Origin of the sequence: Amycolatopsis sp. lyj-84, assembly GCF_046549075.1 — a bacterium.
In the GTDB taxonomy this organism is placed as follows: Bacteria; Actinomycetota; Actinomycetes; order Mycobacteriales; family Pseudonocardiaceae; genus Amycolatopsis.
This window is the reverse complement of record NZ_JAJPWO010000005.1, coordinates 15606-29566: the sequence shown is the minus strand read 5'-3', so window position 1 is coordinate 29566 and position 13961 is coordinate 15606. Positions and strand designations below refer to the sequence as shown.

Here is a 13961-nt window from a genome sequence, read left to right as displayed (position 1 = left end):
GCCTGCTGGTGTCCACATCGGACAATTCGGTGGTGTCGGTCACCGGTTCTCCTGTGTTCTCAAGGTCTTCTTCGAACTCTTGGCCTTGCGCTTCGATCGGTCACGCCCGACGAACCTGGCGATCGCGAACAGGCTGAAGATGAGCAGGATCAGCACGAGCGCGCCGACGTAGCCGCGCTGCTGGACGTTTTCCAGCGGCTGCTTGATGAAGCGGTAGATGAACAGCGGGATGCTCTCCTGCGGAGCGGAGAACGGGTTGGCGTTCATCGCGAGCGACCCGAACGAGGTGAACAGCAGCGGTGCCGTTTCCCCGGCCACCCTGGCGATGCCGAGGATGACGGCGGTGGTGACCCCGGTACGGGCGGTGGGCAGGACCACCGACCACACCGTGCGTGCCCGGCTCGCACCGAGCGCCAGCGACGCTTCGCGCAGGCCGTCGGGCACCAGCCGGAGCACCACGTCCACGGTCCGCGTCACCGTCGGCAGCATGACCATCGTCAACGCCAACGTGGCCATCAAACCGTTGTAGCTGAACAGTCCCACGCCCGCCTGGATGCCGGGGATGATCAGCGCCGCGTAGATGAAGAGGCCGGCCACGATGGACGGGAGGCCGCTCATCGCGTCGACCATGATCCGCACCGGGCGGCGGAACCGGGACCGCGTCTCGTTGAGGAAGATCGCGGTGAGCAGGCCCAGCGGGACGACGAACACCAGGGTCAGCGCGGTCTGCTGGAGGGTGCCGACCACCGCGTGCAGCCCGCCGGTCGCGGTGACCGGATCGGTCGGCGCGACCGCGGACATGTCGTGGGAGAAGAAGGCCAGCCGCAGGTAGGGCGCGCCCTCGATGACGATGTAGGTCAGCAGGAACAGCAGCGGGACGAGCAGCGTGAGCGCTCCGGAGACCACGACGGTCGAGACGATCCGGTCCGACGCGGCCAGCCTGCCCAGCCTGTCGCGGGTGACCAGGTAGAGCATCGCCAGGTACAGCAGGTAGGCGACGATCAGATCCGCCAGCCAGCCGGGGGATTCCAGCAGCAGGTGCATGACGAACCAGGTGAGCAGCGTGGCCGACACCGCACAGCCGAGCGCCGCCAGCCTGTCCTGCCGGGTGGTCTCCGACGGGCGGCGTTTGACGAGTTTGCGCGGGCCGGACGTCACCGGGGGAGTCAGCGTCGTGGTCATCAGGCATCCACCCCTGCACCGGACCGGCTCTTCGAGATGATCACCGACGCGGTGAAGTTCGTGGCCAGGGTGAAGATGAACAGCACCAGGCCCGCGGCCATCAGCCCGGACAGGTAGAGCCCCGACGCGCCCGAGTTGTTGGCGATGAACCCGGAGATGGTCGCGCCGCCGAACTGCAGGACGTGCTGCGTGATCTCCGGAACCTGGGGCAGCAGAAGGGAAACGGCGATCGTCTCGCCGAGCGCGCGGCCGAGCCCGAGCATCGAGCCGCCGATGATCCCGCCCCGGCCGAACGGCAGCATGACCGTTTTGACCATGCCCCAGCGCGTGCTGCCCAGCGCGAGCGCCGCTTCCTTTTCCCCGGGCGGGGTCTGCGCGAACACCTCGCGGATCACCGAGGTCGTGATCGGGAGGACCATCAGGGAGACCACCAGCCCGGCGATGAACATGGACTGGATGTAGAGCGTGTTCTCCTTGGACGCGAACAGTGGGAACCAGCCGAGGTTCTCGGTCAGCCACGTCGAGACCGGGACGATCTGCGGTCCGAGGAAACTGAAGCCCCACAGTCCGTACAGCAGACTGGGGATGGCGGCGAGCAGGTCGACGAGGCCGGTGAGGAAGCCGCGGACCCGGCCGCTGGAGTACTCGGTGATGAACAGCGCCGCGAGGATGCTCAGCGGTACCGCGATCAGGACCGCGATGAGCGCGACCACCACCGTGCCGTAGAGCAGGCCCAGGACGCCGAGCACGCCCGAGGCCGGATCGAACCGGATGGTGCCGAAGAAGCCGAAGCCGCTGTTCTCGAAGGCGGGCCCGGACCGATACACCAGGAAGAAGCCGATGACCAGAAGGATGCCCAGCATGGTCAGCCCGGCGCCGGTGGTGACCCGGCGGAACGCCCGGTCGGCCCGGGAAAGGACTTCGGTGATCGCCCGCCGCACCGGTGCTCCCGGTGGGGACGGGTCGGGCCGGGGTGGCGCGACGGTCACGAGCGGCCTTCCTTCGTCTCGGTAAGCAAGGGAAATGAGGGCACACCACGTCGCCCCTCGATGCGGCCAGTATGTGGTGCCCGATACCGCGAAAGGTGTCCACGCGGAGAACGCCCGACGGGGCGCGTGTGAATCTGTGCCGGGGCGGGTCCGGGGACGGTTGACCCCGAACGGGCGACTCGGGGACGTTGGTTTCGGCGAGGTTCGTGAACGAGTCCCGCTCTCCGCCGTATGCCCGCGCACCTTGGGAGTCGTCCGTGTTCTTCGTCCGCGCAAGACAAGTCGGGATCTTGCTGATCTGCGGGGTGCTGATGGTCACGGGAGTGTCCGTCCCCGCGGCACAGGCGCAAGCGCCGGCAAACCCGTCCTACACGCTCAAGACCGAGCCCGCGGAGCTGACGGCGGCCCGCAACGGCGACCCGGTGCGGATCACGGTGTCGGGATTGGCGAGCGGCGCCCAGGCGTCCCTGAAAGTCTGCCCCAAGGTCCTGCCGGACAACCTGATCAAGGTCGCCGGTAAACCGCCGTGGGCGCGGGACAACACCGTCAGCGCGCGGGTCAAGGCCTACTGCGGGGAATTGAAGGACGAGTTCATCGCGAATCCGGCGCATATGGACAGCGCCACGGGACGCCGGAGCAGCAGAACCGGCGATATCGTCATCGACACCCAGATTCCCCTCGGTGCCTCCACCCCGAAAGCGATTATCTGGGACCCGCAGTACACCACCTTCAACAAAAACGCCGAAGGCCAAGCGGACAAACCTCCGACGGTTTCCTGGGCGGACAATCCCGACGTCGTCGATCCGGCGACCGGCGCCAAGACCCGCAAGAAGTATTCCTTCCGATGCGATGAGCAGAATCCCTGTTCGGTCGCGGTCACGATCACCGCGAAGAACGCCGACGGCGCGTTCGTGACCTGGATCGACAGCTCGATCGAATTCACTCCGACGCAGCAGGAGATCGGCGTCAAGGGCTGCAAGGGCGCCGGTCAGAACACGATCAGCGCGAGCATGCCCGAACGGCTGGGACGGGCCGCGGTCGCCTGGAACCAGGCTCTCTGCGCGCCCACCCAGGCCGAACAACCGGCGAACATCGTGAGCGAGACGGAGAACGCCGGGCTGACCGCGTTCGACAAGGGCACCTCCGACCTCGTGATCACCGGCAGCGGGGGCGCGCTCGCCAGTCAGGCCGTGCGCGACCGGCAGTACATCCCGGTCGGGATCAACGCGGCGGTCGTGGCCGCGGTCGGCTGGTCGCCGACCGACAGCGACGACAACGGGAATTCGCTCAACGCGAAGTTCAACGGCACCCTGCGGTTCACCCACGACGAACTGGCGAACATGGTCACCAAGGGCGGCCAGCAACCCGATCTGGACGGCCGGGGCGGCATCTTCAGGAACGGCTCCCCGCTGGTCGGCCGCAACCCCGGGCTCGCGGCGGTGACGAGGGAGAACGAGGCGAACGCGGCCAGCGCCCGGGCCGGCGCCGAGAGCCTGGACTTCTTCGGGGTGACCGGGGAATCCGGACCGGGCACCGTGCCGCTCGCGTTGAGCAAGGTCCTCGCCGGGGCGGCGCCGACGGCGTGGGTGTTCCCGAAGAAGGGCACCGAGTACTTCGGTGAGCTGGACGGGAAGTCGCCAGGGGTGATCTCCGATCTGAACGTGCTCGATCCGGGTGCCCGCTCACTGCACAACGTCGACGCGAAGACCGGTCAGCTCGCCGTGCGCAAAACCGTCCAGAACGGCGTCGTCGGCACGGGATTCGTCTGCACCGGCGGGTGCATGAGCTGGGTGATCACCGACCTCGCGACCGCGCGGGCCTACGGCTGGGCGCCGGTCGCGCTCCCGGACGGCAAGGGGAACTTCGTCGCACCGACCAAGGAAAGCCTGCAGCTGGCGGCGGATTCGATGCAGGTCGGGGCGGACGGGACGGTGCAGCCCGGCACCGTGACCAAGGACGGTGCGTACCCGCTGACCTTCGTGGAGTACCTGGCGGCGCCGGTCAATCCGCTGATCGACGCGACCTGCAAGCCGATGACCGCGAAGCAGGCGCAACTGAAGGCGGTCGCCGAGATGGCGAGCGGCTACGGGCAGGCACTGCTCCCGCCGGGGATGACCCCGTTGAGTCCCGGCCTGGCCGCCGCTGCTCCCGTGCGGGCGGCGAAGATCGGCACCGGGACGGTCAAAGATGCCTGTCAGGAAAGGGAAGAAGCGAAGAATCCTCCCGCGGCGGGGGGAAACGGTGCCACGCCTGCCGCCAACTCTTCGTCGACCGGTCCCTCCGGAGGGCTGGGTTCGACGGCCGGGACGTCGGGGACGGCCGCCGCCACGGGGCCCGCTCCCGCGGCCGCGCCCACCCCGGAAAGCGTGCTGGCGGCCAAGAACCTCGCCGAATCGATCGACATCCCGAAGTTCGCGGGGGCGGGGGTGCTGGGCGCCCTCATCCCGCTGGTGGCCCTGGTGATCCTCGCGACGCTGCCGTCCGCGACGGCGTACGTCGCCGCCGGGCGCCCGGTGCCGCGGTGGCTGGTCGTGGCACTGGCCGAGATCGGTGCCGCGTTCGCCATGCTCTTCGGTCTCCTGCGGCGTAAATCGGCCGGTGAGACGGCGTGAGCACCTCCGTCGAAGGCAGGCACGCGGCGCCTGAGCAGCCGCCCGCGCCGGAACCGGAGACCCGGTTCCTGAGCTTCGGTCCCGGCTGGATCGGCGCCGTCGTCTTCGCCTGGCTGGTCACCACGCTGGTGGCGCTGGCACTGGTCGTCTACGCGCTGGGGCCGATGCTGCAGTCGAGCGACCAGCGGAAGGCACTGGGGGAGATCCGTGGCGAGATCGCGTTGGCGCTGGGTGCCAGCCAAAGCCTGTTCGGCGCCGGCCCGCCCGCCAAACCGGTCGAGTTCGGCAAGCCCGTCGCCGTCCTGGAGATTCCCTCGCTGAAGTTGCAGCAGGTCGTCATCGAAGGCGCGTCGAGCGGCGAAACCGCTTCCGGGCCTGGTCATGTGCCGGGAACCGCCGGGCTGGGGCAGCCGGGCAACGCCGCGATCGCGGCGCGCAACGCGGGGTACGGCGGTCCGTTCGGTTCGCTGGACGCCCTCGAATCCGGAGACGAGATCGTCGTCGCGACGACTCAGGGCAAGTCCGTCTACCGCGTGACCGGAAAGGCGACCCGCCCGCTCGACGAGGGGGCCGACTACGGCAAGACCGAGAACGACCGGCTGACCCTGGTGACGTCGGCGTCCTGGTGGCCGTTGGCCTCGGAAGAAGCGACCGTGGTGACGGCGGTGCTGGAGGGCAGGCCGTTCCGGCCGACCCCGCAGAACGGCAAGGCGGACGCGCAGGACGGCCGGACCGGGGACGGCGACGCATGGGCCGGGCTCGTGCTGGCTTTCGGCGGTTTCGTGGCGGCTGCGGCCGGGGCGACTTTCCTCTACCGCCGATGGCGGCCCGTTTCCACCTATGTCATCACCGGGCCGGTCCTGCTCACCCTGGCGTCGTTGGCGGCTTTGGCGCTTTGGCGACTCTTTCCGGCCTGGGCTTAGGTCCTGGGAGGGATTTCGGTCTTTTCGGACTTGAAATCCCTCTCACGATGTGGATCTTCGCCCGATACCGACTTTGGTCGGTGGACTCCTCACTGATAGCTCTTTAGATTCTCCCCATTGCACCCGGTCAGGGGTAATCCATTCGGGCAGCCGAAGGGATTCCTGTTACGGGATGTTTCGTGAAAACAGGGAGAGTTCGATGAGCAGATTCAGCCGGGTGGTCACATGCTCGGTTCCGGTCGCGGTCGGCGCTTTGCTGCTGTCCACCGCGGTTTCCGGTGCCCAGCCGTCCGAGGAGGCTCGCACGCAGGCCGGGATCAGCGCGCTGCAGAGCATCAAGAACAGCCTCACCCCCGCTGAGCGCAAGCAGTCGAGCCAGCTCGTCGTCGAGAAGCGCCTCCGCGCCGACAAGGGCCTGGCGGGCAAGCTGCCCGAGTACCGCACCGGACTGGGCGTGAGCAACGCCGGCACCGTCGCGGTGGACATCAAGGGCGCAGGACAGTCCCTGGTGGACGCCGTCAAGGCGGCGGGCGGCACCGTCCGCTACGCCTCGCCCGCCGGCGCGATCCGCGCCGACCTCCCGCTCGGCGCGGTCGACGCGATCGCCGGACGCGGGGACGTCGCCGAGGTCAAGGCCGCCTCCCAGGCGATGACCTGGAACGAGTCCGCGCCGCAGGAGCGCCGCAAGGCCACGGCCACGCAGGCCGCCGCCGCGCTGCAGGTCGCCGAGGGCGACAAGGCACACGGCAACGACACCGCCCGCACGAAGTACGGCGTCAACGGCGCGGGCCAGAAGGTCTGCGTCCTGTCGGACGGCATCAAGTCGCTCCAGGCGTCCCAGACCGCGGGCGAGCTGCCCGCCGTCGACGTTCTCCCCGGTCAGGCGGGCAGCGGTGACGAGGGCACCGCGATGCTCGAGATCATCCACGACATGGCTCCCGGCGCCGCGCTCGGTTTCGCGACCGCGTTCACCAGCGAGCAGAGCTTCGCCGACAACATCCGCGCCCTGCGGACCACCGGCAAGTGCACGATCATCGTCGACGACGTCTCCTACTTCGACGAGTCGCCGTTCCAGGACGGCCCGGTCGCGCAGGCCGTCAACGACGTGACCGCGGCGGGCGCGCTCTACTTCTCCTCCGCGGGGAACTCGGGCAACCTGACCGACGGCACCAGCGGCTACTACGAAGGCGACTTCCGCGGCTCCAGCAGCAAGATCTCCGGGATCACCGGCACGCCGCACGACTTCGACCCGAGCGGTACGACCCAGCTGTACAACGCGCTGTCGCCGAACTCGGTCGGCCGCTACGTCACCCTGTTCTGGTCCGACCCGTGGGGCAAGGCCACCAGCGACTACGACCTGTTCGTCCTGAACTCGTCCGGTTCGGTCGTCGCCTCCAGCGAGGGTTCGCAGAACGGCACCCAGAACCCGTACGAGATCGCCCAGGTCCCGGCCAGCGGCTCGGGCTTCAAGGTCGCCGTGGTGAAGTACAGCGGCTCCGACCGATTCATCGCGCTCAACGTCATCCGCGGCCGCTTCGTCCCCTCGGGTTCGCTGAAAGCCTTCAGCACCAACGGTGTCACCTCCGGTCACTCGGCAGCCGTCAACGCCTTCAGCGTCGCGGCCGCCCCGGCCGCCGGTGCCTTCGGCCGCGCACTCGAAACCGGTGACCCGGCGAACCCGGCGGGTCCGTTCCCCGGCCTGTTCACCGGCGCCAGCAAGTGGGAGCGGTTCACTTCGGACGGTCGCCGTCACCAGTTCTACAACCCGGACGGTTCGGTGATCACCCCCGGCAACGTGTCCTCGACCGGTGGCGCCACCCGGAACAAGCCGGACATCACCGCGGCCGACGGCGTCGCGACCTCGGTGACCGGGTTCCAGCCGTTCTTCGGGACCTCCGCCGCCGCGCCGAGTGCCGCCGCCATCGCCGCGCTGCTCAAGCAGGGCAAGCCCGCCGCGACCCCGGCCGAGATCAGGAGCGCCCTGGTGTCGACCGCGATCGACCTCGGTGCCCCGGGCTTCGACCCGGTCACCGGCGCGGGCGTGATCATGACCGGCCCGGCGCTGGCCGCGCTGGGCGTCGCCCCCAAGTAAGCAGGACAAAGGAAAACGGCCCGGTGCGCGCGAGCGCACCGGGCCGTTTCGCTGTTTCAGGAGCTTCAGGACTTGACGCAGGACAGGCCGTTCGGGCCCGAGATGGTCAGGAAGCCGTACCGCTTGATGGTGGTGGCGAGCTGGCCACCGCACAGCGGGCTGGCGGTCGAGGCCGTGTCACCGGCGGCGAAGCCGACGGCGCGCTGGGCCTGGTCGTAGCTCGGGGTCCGGGTGTCGAGCACGTTGTAGACGCTGCGCGAACCGAGGAACGCCGTGGTGAAGGCCGGGGTGTAGTTGCCGGCGGAACCGGAAACCGGGGAACCGTTGAAGCCGGCGCCGGTCAGCGGGTTGACGGTGAAGCCCGCACGCTTGTCCGCGACGACCGTGTTGCCCTGCGCGATCCACTGCGCGATGGAGAACGGCGCGATCGCCCGGGCGCGGTCGGCGGCCGGGATGGAGTTGCCGTCGTGCTCCTGGAAACGCTTGATGGTGACCGGCTTGGTGGTGGGGTCGAAGCCGAGGACGGTCGTGGTGAAGAAGCTCAGCGTGCCGGAGCCGGTCTGGGGCAGGTAGACGATGATGGCGGCGTTGGCGCCACCGACCTGGTTCCAGTTGGTGATGGAGCCGTCGTAGATGCCGCGCAGCTGCGCGAGCGACAGGGTCAGGCCCGCGCCCGAGCCGGTCGCCGAGGAGGACCAGGTGACACCGTCGGTGGCGAAGGCGTAGTACTCGAACGACGCGGGGTCGGACGAACCGCGGGGCGAGGACGACCGCGCGATGTCGATCTTGCCGTCGGCGGCGTCGCCCGAAGCCTTGAGCGCGGCCTTGCCCTGGGACGAGCCGTTCGGCGGCAGGTTGGTCGTGGTGTTGTAGACGACCTGGTCGGCGTAGAGGTCACCGGGAACGGTGAAGGTCGCGCCCGAGGCGAGCAGCGGCGGGATGTTGACGTGGTTGTCGGGGTCGCTGTTCCAGGCGGCGCCGTTGGCGTTGGCCAGGATCGCGCCGGTGATGTCGACGGTGGTGTCCGAGCCCGCGGCGGCCAGGACGTCTTCGAGGCCGTTGGCCGGGGCGACCGCCGAGGCGGTACCGGTCAGGGTGAGGCAGGCACACGCGGCGATCGCGGTGGCGCCGAGAAACCGAGTGGTACGAGCACGCATCTTGTTTGCACTCTTTCTCTAGTCCCCAAGTTGTCACGGGATTCCGTGACCTGCCGCCAATACTCGCTCCGCAACACTGTCCTGCCGCGGTGCTTCGCGTTCCCGCCCGACGTCATGGTGGTTAATCTCCGGGGAACGCACTTTCCGTGATCGGCCGTCACGGAAAAGGATTCGGTGAATGTCCGGCGGAATTGCGGCGGTATTTCCGCCGCCAATCGGCTATGGTCTCGATCCCTTCGCCGATGGCGGCCTCGGTGGTGGCCGACCGGAACCGGTCGAGTCCGCGCTGCGCCTCGATACGCCGTCCGTAGGCGTGGCTGGCGATCGCGACGATCCGGTCGCCCGCGTGCAGGCGCCAGCGCCAGCGGCCCCCGCTGAGATGGCTGAAGTCGCTGGTCAGCTCGGCTATGTGTGTGTTGAGCCAGGTGATCGCGACGAGGCATTCCTCGGCTCGCGGATAGTCGTCGGGGGCCGAGCCCAGCGACACGTTGTTGCCGCCGAGCAGTCGCCATCGGATGGTCTCGTCGCCGGTCTGAACCAGCTGGAAGCGTGGATTCTTCTTCACTGTTCACCGCTCAGAAGACCCTGTGAACGGTGTGAATTCCCCCTGGGCACATCCGGTGAATCGCCTCGATGTGGTGAAGGGGTTACCGGTTTTCATGAAGGCGCGACGGCCGCCGGGTGAACGTTTTCCCCCGGCGGCGGCGCGCTAGCCTGAACGGACGCGGGTAATCGGAAAACAATCACCGAGCCGGATCGGTCCGGCACGGTCTGCGAGGAGGATCGATGGACAACGGCAGGACCGCGGTCGTCACCGGGGCGGGCTCCGGGCTCGGCAGGGAGATCTCCCGCGCGTTACTCGGCGCCGGCTACCGGGTCGCGCTCGCCGGCCGCCGCGCGGACGCGCTGGCCGAGACCGCGGGCGGGGACCCGAAAGCGCTTCCCGTGCCCACCGATGTCGCCGACCCCGATTCCGTCGCCGCGCTGTTCGAGACGGTGCGCGCGGAGTGGGGGCGGCTGGACCTCCTGGTGAACAACGCGGGCGTGTCGGTGGGCGGGACGGTCGACGAACTGTCCTTCGCGGACTGGAAACGCGCCGTCGACACCAACCTGACCGGGATGTTCCTGTGCGCGCAGCAGGCCGTGCGGCTGATGAAGGCGCAGGATCCGCGCGGCGGCCGGATCGTCAACAACGGGTCGATCTCCGCGCACGCCCCGCGGCCCGCGTCCGTCGCCTACACCGCGACGAAACACGCGGTCACCGGGCTGACGAAGTCGATCTCCCTCGACGGCCGGGCCTGGAACGTCGCTTGTGGACAGATCGACATCGGCAACGCGGCCACCGAGATGACGCTGCGGATGGCCGACGGCATCCCGCAGGCAGACGGCGGCGTCAAGGTCGAGCCGACCTTCGACGCCCGGCACGTCGCGGACGCCGTGCTGTACATGGCAGGGCTGCCATTGGACGCGAACGTCCAGTTCCTGACCATCACGGCGACCACGATGCCGTACATCGGGCGGGGTTAAGGGATCACCTTCGCCTTCTTGAACTCGTCGAACAGCCGGAAGAACATCGACGACGTCTCGGCGTACTCGTGGAAACCGGCCCGCCGCGCCTTGGACCCGTCCGCGAACATGTCGTAGTCCCAGCTGAACACGAAGTCGGCGAAGCCCCACGACGACGAGACGGCGCTGTACGGCACCTCCAGCCCGTACTTGGCCGCGAGGGAGTCCCACAGCTCCTCCTTGTCCGCCATGACGACGTCGAGGGACATCGGCAGCGGCGGCGCCACCTCCAGCTCGAAGTACGCGGCGATCTTCGGCCAGAGTTCGCTCCAGCGGAACAGGTCGCCGTTCGCGATGTTGTACGCCTCGTTCGCCGAGCCGGTGGCCCAGGTGGTGGCCTTCGCCAGCAGTCCGGCGTCGGTCATCTCCAGGAGGCTGTCGTACGCACCCGGCTTGCCGGGGAAGCGCAGCGGCAGGCCGAGTTCCTTCGAGATCGACGCGTAGACGGCGATGGCCAGCGCCAGGTTCATCGGGTTGCCCAGCGCGGTGCCGCCGACCACCGACGGCCGGATCGCCGACCAGGTCCAGGTCTTCCCGGTCTGCCGCCGTTCCAGGAATTGCTGCTGGTCGACGTTGAACTCGGGCGGCATGTGCCCGGCGTCGTCTTCGCGCGCCGGGGTCTTGAACGGGCCGAGGTGCGCGCCGTAGACCTTGTAGCCCTGCATGAGGCTGATGTGGCGAAGGCCGGGGGCGGCGGGCTCGATCGCGTCGACGAGGTTGGTCAGCATCGCCAGGTTCGGCGGGACCAGTTCGGCCCAAGTCGGCTTGTCGACATAAGCCGCGTAGAACACGTGCGTGACGTCGTCCAGGCCGCCGAGCTTCGCGCGGGTGTCGTCCGCGTCGAGCAGGTCGACGGCGATCTGGCCCGGGCCGCCGCGCCGCGACAGGCCGATGACCCGCCAGCCGGGCTGGGTTTCGAGGTGGGCGATCAGGTTCTTGCCGATGACCCCGTTGGCTCCGGCGACCAGGGCGACCTTGCGTTCTTCGTTCATGTCACCGAGCCTGGCCCGGCGCCAGTGATAAGTCCAAGGCATAGATATCACCGCTCCGATAATCTGTGTTCATGACCAGCCTGCGGCAGCTCGAGTACCTGGTGACCGTCGTCGACACCGGCTCCTTCACCCGCGCCGCGGAACTGCTGCACGTGACACAGCCCGCGCTGTCGCACCAGATGCGCGCGCTGGAGAAGGGCGTCGGTGGCCCGCTGCTCGAGCGTCTGCCGCGCAGCGTCCGGCTCACGCCGATGGGCCGCGCCATGCTGCCGCACGCCCGCGCCACCCTCGCCGACGCCGAACGCGCGCGGTGCGCGGCCCGGCAGGCGTCCGGGCTGGAAGCCGGGGAACTGCAGATCGCCACGGTCTACTCGGTCGGCCTGGGTGTCCTGCCCGCGGCGTTGCGCGTATGGCGCCGGGAGCGGCCGGAGGTCGACGTCCGGCTGGTGGAATTCCGGCACGCGGACGAGCTCCGTGACGCCATGGCGGCGGGGGAAGCCGACGTCGCGGTCGGCCCGGTCCCGCCGGGCTGGGACGGGCCGGTGCGCGAGATCGGCACCGAGGAGTTCGTCGTCGTCCTGCCGATCGACGGTCCGCGTGAGGACGACGGCACCGGCGTCGTCGACCTCGCGACCCTCGCCGACTGCGCGTGGGTGCATTACGCGCCGGGCAACGGCCTGGCCGATCTCGTCGACCAGGCGTGCGCCGCGGCCGGGTTCCAGCCGAGGGCCGCTGTGCGGACCGAACAGAGCGCGGCGGCCCCGGTGCTCGCCGCGGCGGGCCTCGGTCCCGCGCTCGTCCCGGCCAACGTGCTGCCCGCGGGCTTTCACGGCCGTGTCCTGCGGCCCGAACCGGCGATCCGGCGCACGCTCGCCGCCTATTGCCGGAGCACGCCCGACCCGCTGACCTCGGCCTTCATCGACGTCGTCGCGGGGGAGTGCACGCTCGGGTCACCGCACGGAAGCCGCTGACAGGTCCACGCCCCCGAACGGCGTCGCCTTCACTTCACCCACCCGGTCCGCCCAGACGGCGTGCCCGTGCCCGGACCACAGTGGGGCGACCGGAAGATCCCGCAGCAATTGGTTCTCCACCAGCCGGTAGACCTCGCCGCTTTCGGCGGATTCGGTCTCCTCTGCCGATTTCAGCAGGTCGGCGAACCCGTCGCTGGAGTAGCCGGTGGCCTTCACGATTTCGGACAGCACCTCCTGCGGGCTCGGCGTCATCAGGTTCAGCTCGATCGCGAACGGGCCCTGGCCGGGCTCGGGGGCGAGCGGGATACCGACGGCCTTGGTGACCTGTTCCGCCAGCGGGCGCAGCCAGTTCGCCGTGGACTGTCCGAAGTGGACCGGCGTACCGGCGGGGAACTCCGCCTGGGTCACCAGGGATTTCCCGGCTCCGGCGTCGAACGTGCAGGGACGGCAGGTGCTGCTGCGCTCGCCGGGGGCGACGGCGGGCGGCAGGAGCGACTTCGCCGGGTCCACCTGCTTGCCGAGAACGCCCGCCTCCAGCGCGGCGCGGTCGCTCCCGAGCGCGAAGCCGTGCCGGACGGTCGCGTCCGAGAAGTGTGCAGCGGTCAAAGGGAAACCGAGGTAGGCGGCGCTGGGCAGCGCCCACATCACGTGCCGCTGCGCGAAATCCGTGTGCATGGCCTCGTGGCGATCGCCGGGGACCGCCGTGGAGAGATCGAGCTTCCCCGCCTTGACCTCGTCGTACTGCGCCGCCGCGTCCCCGGTCTTCAGCTCGATCACGCGTGCCTTGCCCGCCGCGTCCGTCACGCGGACGAGTTTGCCGCCCGAGGGCTGCCAGTCCCCGTCCAAGCGGAAAGGCCCGTTGCCGACGGGGTGCCGGGTGAATCCCGCCCAATCGCGCGAAGCCAGCACCGATCCGGGGAGCGGGACCAGCGCGGGCGACGAGAGCAGCGCCGGGACCTGCCCGGACGGGCGGTCGAGGACGAGCTTGATCGTCAGCGGGTCGGGCGCGGTGATCTCCTTGGCCCGCAAGAGATCCTTGACCACGCGTGACGCCTGCCAGTTCTCCTGGCCGATCGCCTTCCAGGTGTCCACATAGGACTGCGACGTCACCGGGGTGCCGTCGTGGAACTGCCCGCCGTCCTTGAGCTTGACCGTCCAGGTCGTCCGGTCGGCGCTGGTGACCGACTCGGCCGCCCGCGGGGTCGTTTTCCCTGTCGCGGGGTCGTAATCGCCCAGCGGCGTCCACAGTGCACCGGCGAGCATCCGCCCGGACTGGTCGCGGACGTCGGCGGGCAGGAGGGTCGCCGGGGCGGCCAGGCCGACGCGGAGAACGTCCGGTGCGGGCGGTTCGCCGGATTCCGAGCAGCCCGCCGCGAGCAGGGCGGCGGCGAGGAGCGGTGCCAGAAGACGCAAGCGCATGGTCATGTCATAGCAGTCTTTGCCCCGACCAATGGCGGTTGTGCGGGCAAAGTGGTGA

At 69.3% G+C, this 13961-nt stretch carries 11 protein-coding genes; 5 read left to right on the top strand and 6 right to left on the bottom strand.

The window, feature by feature from the left end; translation table 11 throughout:
- Window positions 1–39: 39 nt before the first annotated feature.
- Together pstA and pstC are read right to left on the bottom strand one after the other, a co-directional pair.
- A complete protein-coding gene (pstA, locus tag ACLJRM_RS17035; protein ID WP_410663560.1) occupies window positions 40–1182 on the bottom strand; it encodes a phosphate ABC transporter permease PstA in 1143 nt (380 codons plus the stop codon).
- A complete protein-coding gene (gene pstC / locus ACLJRM_RS17030; protein WP_410663559.1) occupies window positions 1182–2171 on the bottom strand; it encodes a phosphate ABC transporter permease subunit PstC in 990 nt (329 codons plus the stop codon). The genes pstA and pstC overlap by 1 nt, the downstream gene beginning before the upstream one ends.
- A gap of 257 nt (window positions 2172–2428) precedes the next feature.
- On the opposite strand from pstC, the gene ACLJRM_RS17025 reads away from it, so the two are divergent.
- From ACLJRM_RS17025 to ACLJRM_RS17015, 3 genes are all read left to right on the top strand, one after another.
- Entirely contained in the window at window positions 2429–4783 is a 2355-nt protein-coding gene (locus tag ACLJRM_RS17025; RefSeq protein ID WP_410663558.1) for a hypothetical protein, read from the top strand.
- Window positions 4780–5706: a sortase gene (locus ACLJRM_RS17020; protein ID WP_369862503.1), complete on the top strand. Its 927-nt coding sequence runs from the start codon at window positions 4780–4782 to the stop codon at window positions 5704–5706. The genes ACLJRM_RS17025 and ACLJRM_RS17020 overlap by 4 nt, the downstream gene beginning before the upstream one ends.
- Before the next feature lie 199 nt (window positions 5707–5905).
- On the top strand, window positions 5906–7798 hold the full coding sequence (locus ACLJRM_RS17015; protein ID WP_101605843.1) for a S8 family peptidase: 1893 nt from the start codon (window positions 5906–5908) through the stop codon (window positions 7796–7798).
- A gap of 65 nt (window positions 7799–7863) precedes the next feature.
- Here the strand turns inward: ACLJRM_RS17015 and ACLJRM_RS17010 are convergent, their stop codons facing one another.
- Together ACLJRM_RS17010 and ACLJRM_RS17005 are read right to left on the bottom strand one after the other, a co-directional pair.
- Window positions 7864–8955, bottom strand: a complete 1092-nt coding sequence (locus ACLJRM_RS17010; RefSeq protein ID WP_101605844.1) for a substrate-binding domain-containing protein — start codon at window positions 8953–8955, stop codon at window positions 7864–7866.
- Between the two features lie 157 nt (window positions 8956–9112).
- Entirely contained in the window at window positions 9113–9520 is a 408-nt protein-coding gene (locus tag ACLJRM_RS17005; protein WP_101605845.1) for a DUF1508 domain-containing protein, read from the bottom strand.
- A gap of 221 nt (window positions 9521–9741) precedes the next feature.
- Between ACLJRM_RS17005 and ACLJRM_RS17000 the strand changes: the two genes are divergently transcribed.
- On the top strand, window positions 9742–10482 hold the full coding sequence (locus ACLJRM_RS17000; protein WP_101605846.1) for an SDR family oxidoreductase: 741 nt from the start codon (window positions 9742–9744) through the stop codon (window positions 10480–10482).
- On the opposite strand, the gene ACLJRM_RS16995 is transcribed toward ACLJRM_RS17000, so the two are convergent.
- A complete protein-coding gene (locus ACLJRM_RS16995; protein ID WP_101605847.1) occupies window positions 10479–11513 on the bottom strand; it encodes an SDR family oxidoreductase in 1035 nt (344 codons plus the stop codon). The genes ACLJRM_RS17000 and ACLJRM_RS16995 overlap by 4 nt on opposite strands.
- Window positions 11514–11584: 71 nt before the next feature.
- Between ACLJRM_RS16995 and ACLJRM_RS16990 the strand changes: the two genes are divergently transcribed.
- A complete protein-coding gene (locus ACLJRM_RS16990) occupies window positions 11585–12484 on the top strand; it encodes a LysR family transcriptional regulator (RefSeq protein WP_410604043.1) in 900 nt (299 codons plus the stop codon).
- On the opposite strand, the gene ACLJRM_RS16985 is transcribed toward ACLJRM_RS16990, so the two are convergent.
- The gene (locus ACLJRM_RS16985) at window positions 12464–13909 is read right to left on the bottom strand and encodes an ABC transporter substrate-binding protein (protein ID WP_410663557.1); all 1446 of its coding nucleotides are present in this window, start codon (window positions 13907–13909) and stop codon (window positions 12464–12466) included. The genes ACLJRM_RS16990 and ACLJRM_RS16985 overlap by 21 nt on opposite strands.
- Between the last annotated feature and the right edge of the window lie 52 nt (window positions 13910–13961).